19 protein-coding genes are annotated in these 20,396 nt (G+C 62.7%); 16 read left to right on the forward strand and 3 right to left on the reverse strand.

Features of this window, described 5'->3' with window-relative positions; genetic code table 11:
• Positions 1 to 7 precede the first annotated feature (7 nt).
• The 14 genes from ABIE52_RS06135 to ABIE52_RS06200 all read left to right on the forward strand — a co-directional run bounded on the left by ABIE52_RS06135 (position 8) and on the right by ABIE52_RS06200 (position 15,759).
• Complete coding sequence (locus tag ABIE52_RS06135; protein ID WP_007736253.1) at positions 8 to 1,327, forward strand: flavin-containing monooxygenase; 1,320 nt, start codon at positions 8 to 10, stop codon at positions 1,325 to 1,327.
• Entirely contained in the window at positions 1,327 to 2,238 is a 912-nt protein-coding gene (locus ABIE52_RS06140; RefSeq protein WP_007736251.1) for a bile acid:sodium symporter family protein, read from the forward strand. The genes ABIE52_RS06135 and ABIE52_RS06140 overlap by 1 nt, the downstream gene beginning before the upstream one ends.
• Positions 2,235 to 3,170, forward strand: a complete 936-nt coding sequence (locus ABIE52_RS06145) for an SDR family oxidoreductase (protein WP_058227020.1) — start codon at positions 2,235 to 2,237, stop codon at positions 3,168 to 3,170. The genes ABIE52_RS06140 and ABIE52_RS06145 overlap by 4 nt, the downstream gene beginning before the upstream one ends.
• 117 nt (positions 3,171 to 3,287) lie before the next feature.
• Positions 3,288 to 3,749, forward strand: a complete 462-nt coding sequence (locus ABIE52_RS06150; protein ID WP_021344370.1) for a hypothetical protein — start codon at positions 3,288 to 3,290, stop codon at positions 3,747 to 3,749.
• Between the two features lie 38 nt (positions 3,750 to 3,787).
• Positions 3,788 to 4,858 carry an N-acetyl-gamma-glutamyl-phosphate reductase gene (gene argC, locus ABIE52_RS06155; protein ID WP_030536727.1) on the forward strand — a complete coding sequence of 357 codons (1,071 nt, stop codon included), beginning with the start codon at positions 3,788 to 3,790 and terminating at the stop codon, positions 4,856 to 4,858.
• Positions 4,859 to 4,878: 20 nt separating this feature from the next.
• Positions 4,879 to 6,129: a bifunctional glutamate N-acetyltransferase/amino-acid acetyltransferase ArgJ gene (argJ, locus tag ABIE52_RS06160; RefSeq protein ID WP_064444684.1), complete on the forward strand. Its 1,251-nt coding sequence runs from the start codon at positions 4,879 to 4,881 to the stop codon at positions 6,127 to 6,129.
• On the forward strand, positions 6,126 to 7,049 hold the full coding sequence (argB, locus tag ABIE52_RS06165) for an acetylglutamate kinase (protein WP_007736229.1): 924 nt from the start codon (positions 6,126 to 6,128) through the stop codon (positions 7,047 to 7,049). The genes argJ and argB overlap by 4 nt, the downstream gene beginning before the upstream one ends.
• Positions 7,046 to 8,245: an acetylornithine transaminase gene (locus tag ABIE52_RS06170; RefSeq protein WP_192712931.1), complete on the forward strand. Its 1,200-nt coding sequence runs from the start codon at positions 7,046 to 7,048 to the stop codon at positions 8,243 to 8,245. The genes argB and ABIE52_RS06170 overlap by 4 nt, the downstream gene beginning before the upstream one ends.
• The gene (argF, locus tag ABIE52_RS06175; protein ID WP_021334039.1) at positions 8,242 to 9,192 is read left to right on the forward strand and encodes an ornithine carbamoyltransferase; all 951 of its coding nucleotides are present in this window, start codon (positions 8,242 to 8,244) and stop codon (positions 9,190 to 9,192) included. The genes ABIE52_RS06170 and argF overlap by 4 nt, the downstream gene beginning before the upstream one ends.
• The gene (locus ABIE52_RS06180) at positions 9,189 to 9,668 is read left to right on the forward strand and encodes an arginine repressor (protein WP_020907875.1); all 480 of its coding nucleotides are present in this window, start codon (positions 9,189 to 9,191) and stop codon (positions 9,666 to 9,668) included. Before argF ends, ABIE52_RS06180 begins: the two co-directional genes overlap by 4 nt.
• A gap of 47 nt (positions 9,669 to 9,715) precedes the next feature.
• Entirely contained in the window at positions 9,716 to 10,915 is a 1,200-nt protein-coding gene (locus ABIE52_RS06185) for an argininosuccinate synthase (RefSeq protein WP_003944066.1), read from the forward strand.
• Between the two features lie 3 nt (positions 10,916 to 10,918).
• Positions 10,919 to 12,361 (forward strand): argininosuccinate lyase, encoded by a 1,443-nt coding sequence (gene argH, locus ABIE52_RS06190; protein WP_042450495.1) that lies wholly within the window; start codon positions 10,919 to 10,921, stop codon positions 12,359 to 12,361.
• Positions 12,362 to 12,531: 170 nt separating this feature from the next.
• Complete coding sequence (locus ABIE52_RS06195; RefSeq protein WP_007736206.1) at positions 12,532 to 15,513, forward strand: acyl-CoA synthetase; 2,982 nt, start codon at positions 12,532 to 12,534, stop codon at positions 15,511 to 15,513.
• Positions 15,514 to 15,552: 39 nt separating this feature from the next.
• Positions 15,553 to 15,759: a Trm112 family protein gene (locus ABIE52_RS06200; protein WP_003944045.1), complete on the forward strand. Its 207-nt coding sequence runs from the start codon at positions 15,553 to 15,555 to the stop codon at positions 15,757 to 15,759.
• Here the strand turns inward: ABIE52_RS06200 and ABIE52_RS06205 are convergent.
• Genes ABIE52_RS06205 through ABIE52_RS06215 form a run of 3 tightly spaced genes read right to left on the reverse strand, consistent with a single transcriptional unit; the run spans position 15,756 to position 17,856 of the window.
• Complete coding sequence (locus tag ABIE52_RS06205) at positions 15,756 to 16,373, reverse strand: TetR/AcrR family transcriptional regulator (protein WP_042450497.1); 618 nt, start codon at positions 16,371 to 16,373, stop codon at positions 15,756 to 15,758. The two genes, ABIE52_RS06200 and ABIE52_RS06205, sit on opposite strands and share 4 nt — an antisense overlap.
• Positions 16,370 to 17,125, reverse strand: coding sequence for an ABC transporter permease (locus tag ABIE52_RS06210; protein ID WP_042450499.1), 756 nt, complete (start codon positions 17,123 to 17,125; stop codon positions 16,370 to 16,372). Before ABIE52_RS06210 ends, ABIE52_RS06205 begins: the two co-directional genes overlap by 4 nt.
• Positions 17,122 to 17,856 (reverse strand): ABC transporter ATP-binding protein, encoded by a 735-nt coding sequence (locus ABIE52_RS06215; RefSeq protein ID WP_192712932.1) that lies wholly within the window; start codon positions 17,854 to 17,856, stop codon positions 17,122 to 17,124. Before ABIE52_RS06215 ends, ABIE52_RS06210 begins: the two co-directional genes overlap by 4 nt.
• 86 nt (positions 17,857 to 17,942) lie before the next feature.
• Between ABIE52_RS06215 and ABIE52_RS06220 the strand changes: the two genes are divergently transcribed.
• Both ABIE52_RS06220 and tyrS read left to right on the forward strand, forming a co-directional pair.
• The gene (locus ABIE52_RS06220; protein ID WP_003944023.1) at positions 17,943 to 18,551 is read left to right on the forward strand and encodes a DNA-3-methyladenine glycosylase; all 609 of its coding nucleotides are present in this window, start codon (positions 17,943 to 17,945) and stop codon (positions 18,549 to 18,551) included.
• Between the two features lie 19 nt (positions 18,552 to 18,570).
• The gene (gene tyrS, locus ABIE52_RS06225; RefSeq protein WP_007736194.1) at positions 18,571 to 19,848 is read left to right on the forward strand and encodes a tyrosine--tRNA ligase; all 1,278 of its coding nucleotides are present in this window, start codon (positions 18,571 to 18,573) and stop codon (positions 19,846 to 19,848) included.
• The last annotated feature ends 548 nt before the right edge of the window (positions 19,849 to 20,396 follow it).

Below are 20,396 nucleotides of genomic sequence, written 5' to 3' on the forward strand. Positions count from 1 at the left end.
TCGACGGATGATCACAGAGGAGAAGTACGCGCTGATCGGAGCGGGCCCGTCTGGATTGGCCGGCGCGCGAAACCTCGATCGGGCCGGGATAGCGTTCGACGGCTTCGAGAGCCACGACGACGTCGGTGGGCTCTGGGACATCGACAACCCGCACAGCACCGTCTACGAGTCGGCGCACCTCATCTCTTCGAAGGGCACCACCGCATTCGCGGAGTTCCCGATGGCTGATTCGGTGGCCGACTACCCGAGCCACGTCGAACTTGCCGATTATTTCCGCGACTACGCCGATACTCACGATCTTCGCAGGCACTTTGCCTTCGGCATTACCGTCGTCGACGTTTCGCCGGTCGATTCGCTATGGCAGGTCACCACGCGCAGTCGCAGCGGTGAGACAACAGTCGCGCGGTATCGAGGCGTGATCATCGCGAACGGAACGCTGTCGAAGCCGAACATGCCGACTTTCCGGGGCGACTTCACCGGCACGTTGATGCACACGAGCCAGTACCGCAGCGCCGAGATCTTCCGCGGGAAGAAGGTACTGGTCATCGGAGCGGGCAACAGTGGATGCGACATCGCCGTCGATGCCGTCCACCAGGCCGAGTGCGTCGACCTGAGCGTTCGGCGAGGCTACTACTTCGTCCCCAAGTATCTGTTCGGCCGACCCTCGGACACCTTGAATCAGGGAAAGCCGTTGCCGCCGTGGATCAAACAACGCGTCGACACCTTGGTACTCAAGCAGTTCACGGGTGATCCGGTGCGGTTCGGATTTCCGGCACCGGACTACAAGATCTACGAATCGCATCCGGTCGTGAACTCGTTGATCCTGCACCACATCGGGCACGGTGATGTGCACGTGCGCGCCGACGTCGACCGGTTCGAGGGGAAGACGGTGCGGTTTGTCGACGGATCGTCTGCCGACTACGACCTCGTTCTCTGCGCCACGGGGTATCACCTCGACTATCCCTTCATCGCGCGCGAGGACTTGGACTGGTCGGGCGCTGCCCCGGACCTGTTCCTCAACGTCGCGAGTCGCCGCCACGACAATCTCTTTGTTCTCGGCATGGTCGAAGCATCCGGTCTTGGGTGGCAGGGCCGTTTCGAGCAGGCCGAGTTGGTGGCCAAATTGATCACCGCACGTACCGAAGCCCCCGCCGCGGCGCGGGAATTCTCGGCGGCGGCGGCCGGTCCTCCTCCCGATCTGTCCGGGGGATACAAGTACCTGAAGTTGGGACGAATGGCCTACTACGTGAACAAGGACGCCTACCGCTCGGCGATCAAGCGGCACATCGGACTGCTTGATGCCGCTCTGACGAAGGGAGGACAGTGATGCCGATCGACGACGTGGTGCTCAACTTCAACCCGGGATCGTTGATGATCCTCAACGCGGTGCTGGCCGCGATCATGCTGGGGATCGCCCTCGACACCTCGGTCGACGACTTTCGTCGTGCGCTCACCAAACCCAAGGCGATGGCGGTGGGTATTGCTGCGCAGTTCCTGCTGTTGCCGGCAGTGACTTTTCTCCTGACGCTGATTCTCTCGCCGGCTCCGTCGGTAGCACTCGGCATGATCCTGGTGGCGTGCTGCCCGCCAGGGAACATCTCGAACGTCCTGACTCACCGGGCGGGCGGCGACGTCGCACTCTCGGTGTCCATGACGGCGGTGTCGAACGTCCTCGCGATCTTCCTCATGCCGCTCAATCTTGCGTTCTGGGGGAGCCGACGCCCGGAGACCGACGCTCTGTTGCAGTCCGTGAACCTGAATGCGCTCGAGATGGTCGCGCAAATCGCCCTGATCATCGGTGTGCCGTTCGTTCTCGGCATCTGGGCGGCACGAAGGTTTCCGGAGATCGCCGCGAAAGCGCAGCCTTGGGTGAAAAACGGTTCGTTGGTGGCGTTGTTGATCTTCATCGTCGCGGGGGTGTCGGGGAATGCGTCGTACTTCGTCGACTACATCGGGGTGGTACTGCTCGCGGTCTTCCTGCACGACACGGTTGCCCTCGCACTGGGATACTTCTGCGGCGCCGTCACCGGGTTGAACGAATACAGCCGTCGCGCCGTCTCTTTCGAGGTCGGCATCCGCAATGCGGGGCTGGGGCTTGGCCTGGTGTTCACGTTCTTCGACGGTCTCGGTGGCATGGCCGTCGTGGCCGGCTGGTGGGGGATCTGGGACATCATCGCCGGGTTGGCTCTGGCGACGATCTGGTCCAAGCGACGCGCCCGAAAGGCGGTACCGGCATGACCGTCGCACTCGTCACGGGCGGAAACGGGTTCCTGGGTACCGCTGTCATCGACGCACTGATCGCGCAGGGCATCACCGTCGTCTGTGTCGACCTCACGGTCAAGGACACGCCGGACGATCGCATCCGCCGCGTCAGGGCGGACGTCTGCGACCCCACAGAATTGGGGCGGGTGTTCGGTCAGTACCGACCGAACGTCGTGATCCACCTTGCGTCCATCGTGAATCCCGGCAAGAACACGACAGCAGAGCAGGAGTACCGCGTCGACGTCGACGGGACACGAAACGTGCTCGCGGCCTGCGTCGAACACGGGGTTGGACGGATCGTCGTGTCTTCGTCCGGAGCGGCGTACGGCTACCACTCCGACAGCCCACCGTGGATCACCGAGGACGTACCTGTCCGAGGCAACGACGAATTCACATACAGTCGCCACAAACGCCTGGTCGAAGAGATGCTCGCCGAATATCGCGTCGAACACCCGGAGTTGGAACAGGTTGTCTTCCGGATCGGCACGATCTTGGGTGAGAGCGTCGACAATCAGATCACCGCGTTGTTCGATCGCCGCAAGCTGCTCAAGGTTGCCGGGAGCGACAGCCCCTTCGTCTTCGTCTGGCACACCGATGTCGCGGGCGCTTTTGCGGAGGCCGTGACCGGAAACCAAGTGGGCATCTTCAATGTCGCGGGCGACGGCTCGTTGACCGTCGACGAGTTGGCTTCCCGGATGGGCAAGAGCACGGTGACGCTTCCTGCATGGTTGTTGCGAGGCGTTCTACGCGTCGGACGGCGATTGGGCGTAACGGAACACGGTCCGGAGCGCGTCGGATTTCTCCAGTACCGACCGGTTCTCGACAATCGGCGGCTCAAGGAACAGTTCGGATACGTCCCCGAATATTCGAGCGAGGAAGCGTTTGCCGCGTATCTCGCGTCACGCTGACCCCTTCGACGGACGGTCGTGGAAGGATCGGAATTGTCCGTCGGCGTTTTCGAGAAGGGACTGACAGTGTCACGAAATGATGGGCCCGAACATGATGGGTCCGAGCACGATGGGTCCGTGCACCAGGTAGTCGAGGCCGCCAGTGCACTCGACGACAAGGACTTCCTCGCGGTCGTCCGCGCAGTGGTCGAGCGTCGTCCGAGCTTGTCGGTCCTTCTTTCCGTGGTGGACACCGCTGCCGCGAGCCTCGAGCCGCACCGTGTAGAGGACGACAACACGATCACGGACGCCGAAGAAGTCGAACTGCCCGACACCGTTGTGGAGGTCGACGAGATTATCGACGTCCCGGTGGTACTTGCGACCGACCCGAGAATTCCCGAACCCGACTACACCGAAGGGGGAGTCCCCACTTTCGACCGTGTTCGGGAGAAGATAGAGGGGCGCTTCGGTACTTCCATAGGTTCGGCCGAATTGGCGCACGAGAGTCCTGCCGGAAAGTCCGTCGACGAGCAGTGGGACGAGCGCCAGAAGGCCGCAAAGGCCAAGCTCGAGGAGATCCGGCGATCCATGGGTAAGTAATTATGCATTCCGATGCACAATGATGCATACTGTGTGACATGACTGAAGGTGGTACGACCGAGAACGCACGCAAGCCGATCAGAGTCGCCGTTGCCGGCGCCAGTGGGTACGCCGGTGGTGAGGTTCTGCGTCTGCTCCTCGGGCACCCCTCCTATGTCGACGGCAGTCTGGTGATCGGTTCGCTGACCGCCGGTGGCAACGCCGGTTCGACGCTCGGTGAGCATCATCCGCACTTGCTCCCACTCTCGTCGCGGGTACTCGAAGAGACCACTGTCGAAATCCTCTCGGGTCACGACGTCGTCTTCCTCGGTCTCCCGCACGGAAATTCGGCTCAGTATGCCAAGTTGCTACCCGAATCGACGGTCATCATCGACTGCGGCGCGGACTTCCGGCTGCAGGATTCCGCAGCCTGGGAGAAGTACTACAAGAGCACTCATGCCGGTACCTGGCCATACGGTCTTCCTGAATTGCCCGGTGCCCGTGAGAAATTGGTAGGCGCAACCCGCATTGCCGTTCCGGGCTGCTACCCGACGGCTGCGAGCCTCGCGCTGGCCCCCGCCGTTGCCGCGGGGATCGTGGAGTCGCACGTGAACGTGGTTGCGGTCAGTGGCACTTCGGGCGCCGGCCGGGCGCCGAAGGCCGATCTGCTGGGTTCCGAGGTCATGGGCTCCGTCCGTGCGTACGGTGTCGGAGGTGTCCACCGCCACACCCCTGAGATCATTCAGAATCTTTCGGCCGCAGGCGGCAAGGACATCAGTGTTTCCTTCACTCCAGTCCTCGCGCCCATGCCGCGCGGCATCCTCGCGACCTGCACGGCAGCCACCACGGCCACCGAAGAGCAAGCGCGTGAAATCTACGAAAAGGCATACAACGACGAGCCGTTCATCCACGTACTGCCTGCCGGAGTCTTCCCGCAGACCGGTGCCGTGATCGGATCCAATGCCGTACAGATCGGGGTCACCGTCGACGCCGACGCCGGTCAGCTCGTTGTCATCTCGGCAATCGACAATCTCACCAAGGGCACCGCCGGTGGCGCGGTGCAATCGATGAATCTCGCCCTTGGCCTACCCGAGACCGCAGGTCTCTCTACCGTGGGAGTAGCTCCGTGAGCACCGACAATCCGCAGCAGATCGACAACGCAACCGAGCCTGACGCGACCGTTGCAGACGTGGTTCACGTCGCCGGGGGACGTCTGCTCCGCACGCAGGGCGTCACCGCACCTGCCGGATTCCGCGGTGCCGGAATTGCTGCCGGTATCAAGAAGAGTGGCAAGTCGGACCTCGCATTGGTGCTCAACGAGGGACCCGATCTGGCCGCTGCCGGCGTCTTCACCCTGAACAAGGTCAAGGCAGCTCCGGTGCTCTGGTCTCAGCAGGTCCTGACGACGGGCAAGCTGCGCGCGGTGGTGCTCAACTCGGGCGGCGCGAACGCCTGCACGGGCGCGGGTGGATTCCAGGATGCACACAAGACTGCCGAGGAAGTTGCTTCGGCACTGAGTAATTGGGGCACCGAGACGGGCGCGATCGAGGTCGCTGTCTGTTCGACCGGACTTATCGGTGACCGCTTGCCCATGGACAAGCTGATCCCCGGTGTCACCGAGGTAGTGCACGAACTGGCCGGCGGAATCTCCGGCGGCACCGACGCGGCATACGCGATCATGACCACCGATACCGTGCCGAAGCAGGCGTCGCTGCACCACGCGAACAAATGGAACGTCGGCGGAATGGCCAAGGGCGCAGGCATGCTCGCGCCTGCGCTGGCCACGATGCTGTGCGTCGTCACGACCGATGCTGTCGCAACGGCCGAGCAGCTCGATATTGCTCTGCGCGCCGCCACCCACCTGAGCTTCGATCGCCTCGACGTCGACGGCGCCACGTCCACCAACGACACAGTGCTCCTGTTGGCCTCCGGCGCCAGCGGTGTCACGCCGACGCAGGACGAACTGAACGCCGCAGTGCTGGCCGTGTGTGATGACCTCGCGGATCAGTTGATGGCAGACGCCGAGGGTGTCACCAAGCGGGTCAAGGTGACGGTTCGCGGCGCGGCGTCCGAGTCCGATGCGTTGATCGGCGCCCGGACCATCGCCCGCGACAGCCTGGTCAAGACAGCGCTTTTCGGTTCCGATCCCAATTGGGGTCGCGTTCTCGCCGCAGTGGGTATCGCTCCCATCGAGCTCGATCCCGATCGAATCAGTGTGTCCTTCAACGGGAGTCCCGTCTGCATCGACGGCGTCGGTGCTCCGGGGGCGCGTGAGGTGGACCTGAGTGGGATCGACATCGAACTCGACATCGATCTGGGAATCGGCAACGAGTCCGTGAGCATTCGCACCACGGACCTCTCGCATGCTTACGTCGAAGAGAACTCGGCGTATTCGTCATGACCGAGACGTATCCCGTGATCAGCGAGCATCAGAAAGCGCATGTCCTTGCCGACGCGCTGCCGTGGCTGCAGCGATTCCGCGACAAGGTGGTCGTGGTCAAGTACGGCGGAAACGCCATGATCGACGAGACGCTCAAAACGGCATTTGCCGCCGACATGGCGTTCCTGCGGACTGTCGGCATCCATCCCGTCGTCGTGCACGGCGGTGGCCCGCAGATCAACGCGATGCTGGCACGCCTTGGCATGAAGGGTGAGTTCCGCGGTGGTTTCCGTGTGACGACGCCCGAGGTGATGGACGTCGTGCGGATGGTGCTTTTCGGTCAGGTCGGCCGTGAACTCGTCGGCTTGATCAACGCGCACGGTCCTTACGCGGTCGGTATCTCCGGTGAAGATGCGCACCTGTTCACCGCTACTCGACGCACTGTTGCGGTCGAGGGGGAGCAGACCGACATCGGGCTGGTCGGGGACGTCACCACCGTGAACCCAGACGCGGTACTCGATCTCATTGCGGCAGGACGTATTCCGGTCGTCTCGACCATCGCACCCGACGCCGACGGTGTCGTCCACAACATCAACGCCGATACCGCTGCTGCAGCACTGGCCGAGGCGATCGGTGCCGAGAAGCTCGTTGTCCTCACCGACGTCGAGGGCCTGTACACCGATTGGCCGGACCGAGCCTCACTGGCCACCGAAATCGACACCGACGCCCTGGCCCAGTTGTTGCCGAGTCTCGACGCCGGCATGGTGCCCAAGATGGAGGCCTGCCTTCGCGCGGTGCGCGGAGGTGTGCCGTCGGCGCACGTGATCGACGGTCGGCTCGAACATTCAGTCCTACTCGAACTTTTCACCGGTGAAGGAATCGGCACGATGGTCGTGCCGGGTTCCTCGGTCGCCGGTCCCCAGCAGGGAGCTATCTCATGAGCACGATCGATCTGCAGCAGCGGTGGTCCGCTTCGCTGATGAACAATTACGGCGTACCCCGGGTTGCTCTCGTCCGCGGTGACGGCGCCGTACTCACCGACGCCGACGGCAAGCAGTACGTCGACTTCCTGGCAGGAATCGCCGTCAACATCCTCGGACACGGACATCCGGCCGTCGTCGAAGCCGTCACTACTCAGTTGTCGACACTCGGCCATGTTTCCAACCTGTACGCCAGCGAGCCGGTCGTCGAGTTGGCGGAGCAGTTGCTCGCTCATCTCGGCAACGTCACCGGGCGCGCGTTCTTCTGCAACTCCGGTACCGAGGCGAACGAGGCTGCCTTCAAGCTCGCTCGCGCCACCGCCCGGAAGAAGATCATCGCAGCCGAAGGCTCCTTCCACGGTCGCACGATGGGGGCACTCGCTCTGACGGGTCAGCCGGCCAAGCGGGCGCCGTTCGAACCGATGCCCGCCGGTGTCGAGTTCGTGCCGTACGGCGACGTCGAGGCACTCGAGCAGGCCGTCGATTCCGACACCGCCGCTGTGTTCCTCGAACCGATCATGGGTGAGGGCGGCGTCGTGGTGCCACCCGAGGGATACCTCGTCGAGGCTCGGCGGATCACCGCCGAGCGCGGTGCACTTCTCGTGCTCGACGAAGTGCAGACCGGCATCGGCCGGACCGGCTGGTTCTACGCCCATCAGGCAGTCGGCATCGTTCCGGACGTCATCACTCTTGCGAAGGGACTCGGTGGCGGAATGCCGATCGGCGCCTGCATCGCGACCGGGGCAACGGCCGAGTTGTTCGGACCGGGTAAGCACGGTACGACGTTCGGTGGCAATCCGGTGTGTGCTGCGGCGGCACTTGCCGTGCTGAAAACCATTGCAGCGGAAGACCTGATCTCACGCGCCGACAGCTTGGGTAAGTCGATCTCGGCGGGCATCGAAGATCTGGGCCATCCGTTGGTCGACTACGTACGGGGATCAGGACTGTTGCTGGGTGTCGTGCTGACCGAGGACGTCGCGCCGGCGGTGGAAAACGCAGCGCGCGAAGCCGGGTACCTTGTGAATGCAGCGCAACCCGGAGTGATCCGGTTGGCGCCGCCGCTCATCCTCACGGACGAGCAGGCCGAAACCTTCGTGGCAGCACTACCTGCCATCTTCGACAGTGCACTATCGGCTGACCAGCCGGGGGAGAAGTGACTACCGTGGTGAAACACTTTCTCAGGGACGACGATCTGACTCCTGCGCAGCAGGCCGAAGTTCTGGAACTCGCTGCGATTCTCAAGAAGGACCCGTTCGCTCGGCGTCCGCTCGAGGGTCCCCGCGGAGTCGGTGTCATCTTCGAGAAGAACTCGACGCGTACACGTTTCTCGTTCGAGATGGGCATCGCACAGATGGGCGGTCACGCTGTCGTCGTCGACGGGCGCAGCACTCAACTCGGTCGTGAAGAGACCTTGGCGGACACCGGACGCGTTCTCTCCCGCTACGTCGACGCCGTCGTGTGGCGCACGTTCGGCCAGAAGCGCCTGGAGCAAATGGCTACGGGCGCAACGATTCCCATCGTCAATGCATTGTCCGACGAATTTCATCCCTGTCAGGTTCTGGCCGATCTGCAAACGCTGATCGAGCAGAAGGGTGAGCTCAAGGGACTGAAGCTGACCTACCTGGGCGACGGCGCCAACAACATGGCTCACTCGCTGATGCTCGGCGGAGTCACCGCAGGCATCGACGTCACCATTGCCAGCCCCGCGGGCTTCGAACCGGCGGACTGGGTCGTGGCAGCAGCACGCAAACGCGCCGAGGAAACCGGCGCGACCATCACCCTGACGCAGGACCCACAGGCCGGCGTCGTCGGCGCCGACGCGTTGGTCACCGACACCTGGACCTCGATGGGTCAGGAGAACGACGGGCTCGATCGAGTCGGACCTTTCCGTCCGTTTCAGATCAACAAGGAACTGCTCGCAAAAGCAGATCCGAAGGCTGTCGTCCTGCACTGCCTGCCGGCCCATCGCGGCGAAGAGGTCACCGACGAGGTTCTCGACGGACCCCAGAGCGTCGTCTGGGACGAGGCGGAGAACCGTCTGCACGCCCAGAAGGCGTTGCTCGTGTGGCTGCTGGAACAGCGAACCCAACTGGACCCGGCGTGAGCGTCGCTCCCACTCGGGCTGGTCGCCAGTCGCGCATCATCGCGCTTCTGGCGGCTCACCCTGTCCGAAGTCAGACGGAGCTGGCGGCCTTGCTCGGTGCCGAGGGCATCGAAGCAACGCAGGCGACGCTCTCGCGTGACCTCGAAGAGCTGGGAGCGGTGAAACTGCGTGCCGCCGACGGCGGCGCCGGTGTTTACGTGGTGCCGGAGGACGGGAACCCGGTACGCGGTGTGTCCGGCGGTACCGACCGTCTCTCACGGCTGTTGGGTGAGCTGTTGGTCTCCACCGATTTCAGCGGCAACATGGCGATTCTCCGGACACCGCCGGGAGCCGCGCACTACCTCGCGAGCGCACTGGATCGGTCCTCGATGCCCGACATCGTGGGAACGATCGCCGGAGATGACACCATCTTCGTGGTGGCCCGAGAACCGCTTTCCGGAGCGGAACTCGCGGCCATGATCGAATCGCTCGCCTGACCCCTTATTCTTTGATAGAGATTTTCAACCGAAGGAGCACAAAAACCATGGCCGATCGCGTCGTACTCGCCTACTCGGGCGGGCTGGACACTTCTGTTGCCATCAGTTGGATCGGTAAGGAGACGGGCGCTGAAGTTGTCGCCGTCGCCATCGATCTGGGGCAGGGTGGCGAGGACATGGAGGTCGTGCGTCAGCGCGCGATCGACTGCGGCGCAGTCGAATCCGTTGTCGTCGACGCCCGCGACGAGTTCGCGGACGAATACTGCCTGCCGACCATCGCGGCCAACGCCCTGTACATGGACCGCTACCCGCTGGTCTCGGCCATCAGCCGTCCGCTGATCGTCAAGCACATCGTCGAAGCTGCACGCTCGCACGGCGGCACCATCGTCTCGCACGGTTGCACCGGTAAGGGCAACGACCAGGTTCGCTTCGAGGTCGGATTCGGCGCCCTCGCACCCGACCTTCAGGTCATCGCACCGGTCCGCGACTACGCCTGGACCCGCGAGAAGGCCATCGCCTTCGCCGAAGAGAACAACATCCCGATCAACGTCTCCAAGAAGTCGCCGTTCTCGATCGACCAGAACGTCTGGGGCCGCGCCGTCGAGACCGGATTCCTCGAGGATCTGTGGAACGCGCCGACGAAGGACGTCTACGACTACACCCAGGACCCGACGGTCAACTGGAACGCACCCGACGAGCTCATCATCAGCTTCGACAAGGGCCGCCCGGTCGCCATCGACGGCCGCCCGGTGTCGGTTCTCGAAGCCATTCAGGAACTGAACAAGCGCGCAGGCGCTCAGGGCGTCGGCCGTCTCGACGTCGTCGAGGACCGTCTCGTGGGCATCAAGAGCCGTGAGATCTACGAAGCTCCCGGCGCCATGGTTCTCATCACCGCGCACCAGGAACTCGAACACGTCACCCTCGAACGCGAACTCGGTCGCTACAAGCGTCAGATGGAGCAGCGTTGGTCCGAGCTGGTCTACGACGGCCTCTGGTTCTCGCCCCTCAAGGACGCACTGGACACGTTCGTCGACAAGACGCAGGAGCGCGTCACCGGCGACATCCGTCTCTTCCTGCACGGTGGAGCCATCACCGTCAACGGTCGTCGTAGCCCCGAGTCGCTCTACGACTTCAACCTCGCGACGTACGACGAGGGCGACAGCTTCGACCAGTCCGCATCGAAGGGCTTCGTCGAGATCCACGGTCTGTCGTCGAAGGTCGCCGCGAAGCGCGATCTGGGACTCTGAGCCATGACGGCTCGCGGTGACGGAGACGCCCAAAAACACGGCACCAACGAAGGTGCGCTGTGGGGCGGGCGGTTCGAGTCCGGACCGGCCGCTGCCATGGCGGCGCTGAGCAAGTCGACTCACTTCGACTGGGTCCTCGCTCCGTACGACGTGCGGGCGTCGCAGGCGCATGCGCGTGTGCTGAACAAGGCCGGTCTGCTCAGCGAAGCCGACCTCGCGACGATGCTCGACGGTCTCGACCGTCTGGCGGCAGATGTCGCCAGTGGCGCCTTCGGACCCAGTGATTCGGACGAGGACGTACACGGCGCACTCGAGCGTGGTCTGATCGAGCGCGTCGGGCCTGAGGTCGGTGGACGCCTGCGTGCCGGTCGTTCACGTAACGACCAGGTGGCCACGCTGTTCCGCATGTGGCTTCGGGATGCGGTCCGCCGCATCTCCACCGGAGTTCTCGACGTGGTCGACGCATTGGCGACTCAGGCCGGGGCGCATCCGGATGCCGTGATGCCGGGCAAGACGCACCTGCAGGCGGCTCAGCCGGTCCTGTTGGCGCATCACCTGCTCGCTCACGCACATCCACTGTTGCGGGACGTGCAGCGCCTTCGCGACTTCGACGTGCGAGCTGCGGTGTCCCCGTACGGTTCCGGTGCACTGGCCGGTTCCTCACTCGGACTCGATCCCGAAGCGATTGCGGCGGAACTGAAGTTCGACAGCTCGGCCGAGAACTCGATCGACGCAACGGCTTCGCGTGATTTCGCAGCCGAGGCAGCGTTCGTGCTCGCAATGATCGGTGTCGATCTCTCCCGTATGGCGGAAGAGATCATCATCTGGAGCACACCGGAGTTCGGCTACATCACGCTTGCCGACGCGTGGTCGACGGGATCGTCGATCATGCCGCAGAAGAAGAATCCGGATGTCTCGGAACTCACGCGCGGTAAGTCGGGTCGTTTGATCGGCAACCTGACCGGATTGTTGGCGACGCTCAAGGCTCAGCCGCTGGCGTACAACCGCGATCTGCAAGAGGACAAGGAACCGGTTTTCGACTCGGTTGCGCAGCTCGAGATGCTGCTCCCGGCCATCACCGGTCTGGTGCAGACGCTCGAGTTCCACACCGAACGCATGGCGGAACTAGCTCCGGCCGGGTTCACGTTGGCCACCGACATCGCGGAGTGGATGGTGCGTCAGGGCGTGCCGTTCCGGGTTGCACACGAGGCTGCTGGAGCGTGTGTGCGTGTCGCCGAAGCGCGAGGCGTCGGACTCGAAGATCTCACGGACGAGGAACTGGCCGGCGTCGACAGCGCGCTGACACCCGCTGTTCGTGAGGTGCTGACAGTCGAGGGTTCCATCGCTTCGCGCAACGCGCGAGGCGGCACCGCGGGGGTGCGGGTTGCCGAGCAGCTGGACGGAGTCAAAGCAGTGGCGCAGTCACTGCGGGAATGGACCCTGTGACCTCGCGGTCACGAGTGTTGTCGCTCTCTTTTCGGCAGTAGTCCTTCGGTCGTACGCGGTCAGGTAGCAGAATTTGCTCCCTGACCGCGTACGCGTATTCGTCGTCAGTAGGCTTGTCGCGCGCGGGAAAAATGAGACTGACGTCACATGGTGAGTAACTTGGGAGTGAAATGGTGGGATTGAATTCCAAGTCTGTGCTGGGCCCGATTCGTCGGGTGGTTGCGACAGCACAAAACGGCCTCGAGGTCGTCCGGTTGGGTGGGCTGGAAACGGATGCGACCACGTCGCCGTTCGAGATCGTCGAACGCGCAGCGATGTATCGGCTACGGCGCTACTTCCCGGACAGTGACCCGGAAACCGTCGGCGCACCGATCTTGCTGATCCCGCCGATGATGATGTCGGCGAACGTGTACGACGTGACCCGTGACCAGGGCGCTGTGGGAATTCTGCATGAGATGGGCCTTGATCCCTGGGTCGTCGATTTCGGTTCGCCCGACTCCGAAGAGGGCGGTTGGGATCGCAATCTCGCCGATCACATCATCGCTCTCAGCGACATCGTCGATCACATCCACCGTCACACCGGAAAAGATGTTCACATCTCCGGTTATTCGCAGGGTGGCATGTTCGCCTATCAGGCTGCCGCGTATCGGCGTAGTCGAAACATCGCCAGCGTCATCACCTTCGGCAGTCCGGTCGACACACTCGCCGCGCTACCCTTCGGCATCCCGGCGGGATTGGCAACCAAGGGTGCAGATTTCCTCGCCGATCACGTCTTCAATCGCCTGGCGGTCACCGGGTGGATGGCCCGTACCGGGTTCCAGTTGCTCGATCCCGTGAAGACGCTGAAGATGCGCGTCGACTTTCTGCTTCAACTGCACGACCGGGAGGCGTTGCTTCCGCGGGAGCAGCAACGACGCTTCCTCGCGACCGAGGGTTGGGTCGCGTGGTCGGGGCCCGCGGTAGCCGAACTGCTCAAGCAGTTCATCGTGCACAACCGAATGATGACCGGTGGGTTCGTCATCAAGGATCAATTGGTCTCGCTCGCCGAGATCACCTGCCCCATCCTGGCATTCGTCGGCGAGGTCGACGACATCGGCCAGCCGCAAGCGGTTCGAGGCATCAGTCAAGCCGCTCCGCGGGCGAAGGTCTACGAATCTACCTTGCGTGCAGGTCATTTCGGTTTGGTTGTCGGTTCCACCGCGGCCAATCACACCTGGCCGACCACCGGTGAATTCGTGCAGTGGACCGAGACGGGTGGACCCCTCCCGGACCGTATCGCGAACATGGTCTACGGCGCCGACCTCGAAGACCAGACCGGTGTGTCGATCAGCAATCGGATCATCCACACCGTCGCCTCGGTCGCTGAAGTAGGTGCAGGAGTCACCAAGGGAATCAGTGACCTTGCCGCCGGTGCGTTGCGCGGCACTTTCGAATTGTCGGGAGAAGCGGCACGAGCGTTGCCACGTCTGGCTCGACTCAACCAGATTCAGCCGCACACCAAGATCTCGCTGAGCCAGTTGCTGGCGGAGCAGCGTCGAAAGGCGCCGAACGGCGAGTGCTTCCTTTTCGACAATCGCGTGCACACGTATGAAGCGGTCAACGCGCGTATCGACAATGTCGTGCGTGGATTGATCTCCGTGGGAGTGCGTCCGGCAGCGCATGTCGGTGTCCTGATGGAGACCCGCCCCAGCGCACTCGCGGCCATCGCGGCCCTGTCGCGACTTGGTGCCGTCGCGGTCATGCTTCCGCCAGGCTCCGACATCACGGCGGCGGTCAAGCTGGGGTCGGTCGATCGGATCATCACCGATCCGGAAAACGTCGATGCTGCAGTGGTTACCGGTCGGCCGGTACTGGTGCTCGGCGGCGGCGATGCCCGTGGCCTCGAGGTGGATCCGTCACACGACGTGATCGATCTCGAACAAATCGATCCGACGAAGGTCAATCTGCCCGGGTGGTACCGACCGGATCCCGGTGTCGCCCGCGAACTCGCCTTCATCATCTTTGCGGAATCCGGCGGTGTGCTCGAAGCCAAGCAGATCACCAACTACCGGTGGGCATTGTCGGCCTTCGGCACGGCCACGGCGGCAGATCTCGATCGCGGTGACACCGTGTACTGCCTTGCGCCACTTCATCATTCGTCGAGTCTGCTCGCGACCATCGGTGGTGCCATGGCCGGTGGCTCACGCATTGCGCTCTCACGTGGACTGAACCCCGCGAGGTTCGTCGAGGAAATCCACCGCTACGGCGTGACGGTCGTGAGTTACACGTGGTCGATGATGCGCGAGATACTCGACGAGGATCTTCTTCTCATCGACGGTAGTCATCCGGTCCGCCTGTTCATCGGTTCGGGCATGCCCCATGGTCTGTGGAAGCGGACAACGGAGGCGTTCGACCCCGCGCAGGTACTCGAGTTCTATGCGTCGACCGAAGGCGACGTGATTCTTGCCAATGTTGCAGGCTCCAAAGTTGGTTCCAAGGGGCGCCCACTGCCGGGTAGCGCGCAGGTGCGGTTGGCGGCATACGACCCGCTGAGTGGTCGGCTCCTCGAGAACGGAAACGGATTTGTCCGTGAGTGCGCCGAAGACGAGGTCGGATTGCTGCTCGGGCGCGCGGGATTCACCGCCGATCTCTCGGGCGGAGCCATGCGAGGTCTCTTCCAAGCCGGCGATTCGTGGATTCCCACCGAAAATCTCTTCCGCCGGGACGCCGACGGCGACTACTGGCTGATCGACCACAAGAACACGGTCATTTCCACGGTCCGCGGTCCCGTGTTCACCCAGCCGATCGTCGACGCGTTGTCGAGTGTGGCGCGGGTGGATCTTGCCGTCGCATACGGAGTCGGTGACGCGCCGCATCAGCTCGCGGTCGCTGCCGTGACATGGCGTCCGGGGCGGCAGTTCCGTTCTGCCGAGCTTGCAGAGGCCCTCTCGCGCATCGCTTTCGACGCTCGTCCGGATATCGTGCACGTGGTTGACGAGATCCCGGTGGGTTCGTCGTACCGTCCGAGCTCCACTGCGTTGGCTGCGGCCGGATTGCCGGCGCCGGGGCCACGGACCTGGTTCCTCGATTCCGAGTCGCAGTCGTACAAGCGGCTGACCAAGGCAATTGCCGCGCAGTTGATGCCGACGAGGGTGAGCACCGGAGCACGGTAGCCTGAGGACATTCTGTTTGATCGGTTCGAGAGGACACACGTGGCTATTGATTCGACGTTGCTCAGCATTTTGGCCTGCCCCCAGGACAAAGGCCCGCTGTTGCTGGTCGGGGACGAGTTGCTCTACAACCCGCGCCTGCGTCGTGCCTACCCGATCGAGAACGGCATTCCCGTTCTGTTGATCGACGAGGCACGCGATGTAGCGGACGACGAGCACGAAAAGTTGCTCGCACGGGCTGAAGGCTAGATCGGCAACTCACCGGTCAGGTACCGCTGGAGGTTCGGAGCCACCAGCGGTACCAAAGCGTCGACGCTCAATGATGCGAGTGGTTCGAGTCCGAGCACATATCGCGTGACAAGCAGTCCGGCCATCTGAGATGCCACCAATTCCGCTCTGATCAAGCCGGTACCAGGTGGTGTGTCCACCCGCGGAATGATGTCGCGCAATACGACATCGAGCAGAAAGCTCTGGATCAACTGCGATCCGTCGCCGGAAATGGCTGATCGAAAAGCCGCCAGAATCGCCGGCTGGTGTTCCGAATCCCATAGCCCGATCACCGCCCGGAGAAGGCTTTCGCCGAGGTTTTCGGTCGGGGAGGTGTGAACCGGTCCCAGTACCTTTGCTGGATCGATCGGTAGCGCGATCGCAGCGGTGAACAACTGCTCCTTGCTCCCGAAATGGTGATGAATCATAGCCGGATCGACGTCAGCGGCCGCAGCTATCGATCGAACGGTTGTTCGTCGAAAACCGTTCTGGGAGAACGCCCGTCGCGCCGAATCGAGAATCTGCGCGCGAGTCTCCGACTTGCCCGGTCGTCGCCCCGAACGAGTCGGCGTCGGCGCGGTGCTGTCGTCGGTCATGGAGTGCGGCGATCGAGTGTGGCCGCGGCCAGCGATAGCGCGGCGGCGGCGAAGCCCGCCATGACGGCGAGATCACGCCACATCTGACCCGTCGCGTCGGCATGAATCGACACTTGCTGAAGTGCGTCGACGGCGTAGCTCAAGGGGAGGACGTTGCTGATCCATTCGAGCCAGGTCGGCAATTGGTCGCGCGGTACCAGGAGTCCGCAGAGGAAGAGCTGTGGAACCACAACTACCGGCATGAATTGCACCGCTTGGAACTCAGTCTTCGCGAATGCGCTGGCCAACAGGCCTAGCGCAACGCCCAGTATTGCGCCGAGAACTGCAATGACGATGACCCAGGCAAGACTGCCGGCGATGGTGAGTCCCAGGAATCCGAAAGCAACCGCGCACGCGAGGGCTGCCTGAGCGGCGGCGGAGAGCGAAAATGCCGCCCCGTATCCGGCGAGAAGGTCGAGTTTGCCCATCGGTGTGGTGAGCAGGCGTTCGAGGGTTCCTGAACTGCGTTCGCGTTGCATCGCGATGGACGTGACCAGGAACATGACGACAAACGGCAAGATTCCCAACATCGTGATCGCCACTCGTTGGAAGAGCGAAACCTGGCCGGGTGGCGTCGGGACGTCTTGGTAGAGGAAATAGAGCAGAATCATCAGTAACGACGGGACCAACAAGATCATGGCCACCGTGCGGTGATCTTGGCGGAGCTGAAGCAGAATGCGTACGGTCGTAGCACCGAAGATCCTGATGCTCACGATATTTCGCCTCCGACGGGTGAAGTCCGAATCAGCTCGAGAAAGGCGTCCTCGAGCCGTTCACATCTGGTTTTGGCGCGCAATTCATCGGGTGTGAGTTGAGCGAGGAGGTGCCCGTCTCGCATCAGGATCAGCTCAGCGCAGTGGTCGGCCTCATCCATGACGTGGCTGGAGACCAACAGGGTGGTTCCGCTGCGAGCAAGGTCAGCGAATCGTTCCCACAATTCGACGCGAAGCACCGGATCGAGGCCGACGGTCGGTTCGTCGAGGATCAACACATCAGGTGACGCCACCAACGCGCAAGCCAGCGAGACTCGCCCGCGTTGACCACCAGACAGATCGGCGGCGGTCTGGTCGGCGTATCGGCTCAATCCGACGGCGTCGACCGCTGCTGCGACGTCGGCGTCGGACTTGCCGTAAAGAGCGCCGAAGTACTGGACGTTTCGAGTGACCGTCAGGTCGCCGTACACGCTGGGGGATTGGGTGACATATCCGACCCGGTGGCGAAGAGCAACGGAACCGGCGAGATCGCCCAGCACTCTGACCTCACCACTTTCGACGATCTGTGTTCCGACAATCGCGCGCATCAGGGTTGTCTTGCCGCAGCCGGACGGGCCGAGCAGTCCGGTGATCGATCCTGCTGATACCTGCAGGTCAAGCGAGTGAAGAACTTCGTGCTTGCCGCGAATGACTCGTAGTCCGCGGATATCTATTGCCGGCGTTGTGGTCACGGTTCGCCTCGTTTCAATAATTCATCACTTGTTGAATTATGCGACTCGGCCGACCGATGAGTCAACGGCGTGGGCACAATCGAAGGGTGAGCATCGAGACCTTGGAAAATGTGGAGAACCCGTTGGAAGCGGGCCTGACAATTCTCGGCTCGACCCTGACCGTCGACGACATCTCGCTGAGGATCGTCGAGGTCGAGGCGTACGGAGGGGAGAAGGACGGGCCATGGCCGGATCCGGCAGCACATTCGTATCGGGGGAGAACGCCGCGGAACAGCGTGATGTTCGGGCGGGCGGGGCGTCTCTACGTCTACCGCAGCTATGGAATGCACTTTTGTATGAACATCTCGTACGGCCCGGATGGTGTCGCGGGTGGTGTTCTGCTCCGAGCGGCAGAAATCGAGGCCGGTCACGATGTGGTGTCTGCTCGGAGATCGCCGGATCGACCATCTCACCAATGGGCCAGAGGGCCGGGTAATCTCGGTGCTTCTGTCGCAATCACGTTGGCGGACAACGGAACAGACGTGTTCAACCCTGCCTCTCGGATTCGGCTCGAATTGGGGGAGTCGAAGGAATGGGTGAGCGGACCGCGGGTGGGGGTCAGTACCGCGGCGGAGGTTCCGTGGCGCCTGTGGATTCCGGACTCGCGAGCGGTGTCCGCGTATCGCCGAAGCCCGCGAGCGCCGGTCATTTCGTGAAGATGGGATGATCGAGTCCGTGACTGAGAATATTCTCGACGAACTGACCTGGCGCGGGCTGATCGCCCAATCAACCGATCTCGACGCTTTGCGTAAAGATCTCGAGGCCGGACCGGTCACGTTGTATGCGGGCTTCGACCCGACAGGACCGAGCCTGCACGCAGGTCACCTGGTTCCGCTCCTCGCGCTCAAGCGGTTTCAGCGCGCCGGCAACCGCCCGATCGTTCTTGCCGGCGGTGCAACGGGCCTGATCGGAGACCCCCGTGACGTCGGGGAACGGACGATGAACTCCGCCGATACCGTCGCGGACTGGGCAGGTCGCATCCGTGGTCAGCTCGAACGATTCGTGGATTTCGACGATTCGCCGACGAGCGCGGTCATCGAGAACAACATGAACTGGACCGGCAAGATGTCGGCCATCGACTTCCTGCGTGATGTCGGCAAACACTTCTCCGTGAACGTCATGCTTGCGCGTGACACCGTGAAGCGTCGTCTCGAGTCGGACGGGATGTCGTACACCGAGTTCAGCTACATGCTGCTCCAGGCCAACGACTACCTGCACTTGCGACGCGACCTCGGCTGCACTCTGCAGGTCGGCGGGTCCGATCAGTGGGGCAACATCATTGCCGGCGTCGAACTCAACCGTCGTGTCGACGGTGAGAGCGTTCATGCAATGACGGTTCCGCTGGTGACCTCGGCCGATGGCAAAAAGTTCGGAAAGTCGACCGGTGGCGGAAGTTTGTGGCTCGACCCCGAGATGACCAGCCCGTACGCCTGGTACCAGTACTTCGTGAACACCGGCGACGCCGACGTGATCAAGTACCTGCGCTGGTTCACCTTCCTGACTGCGGACGAACTCGCAGAGTTGGAGACTGCAACGGCAGAGCGGCCGCATGCGCGAGAAGCGCAGAAGCGACTTGCCGCGGAGATGACGACCTTGGTTCACGGGGAACACAACACCCGTGCTGTCGAGCTCGCCAGTCAGGCGTTGTTCGGCAAGGCGGAGCTGGCGGAACTCGACGAGTCGACGCTAGCCGCGGCGCTGAAAGAAGCATCGGTCAGCGAATTGGCGCCGGGGGAGCCGCGCACGATCATCGATCTGCTCGTGACGAGCGGCTTGTGCGAGAGCAAGGGGGCCGCTCGACGCGCCGTGAAAGAGGGCGGTGCTTCGGTGAACAACCAGAAGGTGTCGGCCGACGACTGGGAGCCCACCGCATCCGATCTGCTTCACGGCAGCTGGTTGGTCGTCCGGCGCGGAAAGCGCAACTTCGCCGGCGTGAGAATCCTTCCAAACTGACGTGTGTGGGGTCACAGTTGTCTTGTGGGGCTCCTGTGGCCGCTGGTGGCCCGCCTCCGGGCGGGCTACCAGCGGATTTAACCTGTCGAACATCTGCGACCTGCACGTTTGACGCTCAGTTTTCATTCGCGTAACTTTGTCCAAGTCAGAGCGACACGGACACCAACCCCGACCGACAGGCCGGGGAAACGCGGTTGGACGAAGTCGGAGACAATCACGCTCAGCGGGAACTTGCTTCCCTGGAGCGAACAAGCTAAGATTGTAACCCTTGCCCCGGAGCTTTCAACCTGGTTGAAGTGATGGTGTGTGCGTGTTCTTTGAGAACTCAACAGTGTGTCGATGAATGTCAGTGCCAAAATTTTTTGGTACTTCACATCCGCGAATGATCAACCGCCTCTTGGGGTTTGGTTGGTTTGTGTGTGGTGTGAGTATTTTTCGTCGGTGATTGTTCATTCTTCCGTCTGAATGGTTGCCGACACATTTTTTGCTAGTTGAGTTTTTTGCTAGTGATTTGACTCTTTTTGTCTATGACTGATTAGCCGGCCTTC

The sequence above is a fragment of the Rhodococcus sp. OAS809 genome (assembly GCF_040546695.1).
In the GTDB taxonomy this organism is placed as follows: domain Bacteria; phylum Actinomycetota; class Actinomycetes; order Mycobacteriales; family Mycobacteriaceae; genus Rhodococcus_F; species Rhodococcus_F qingshengii.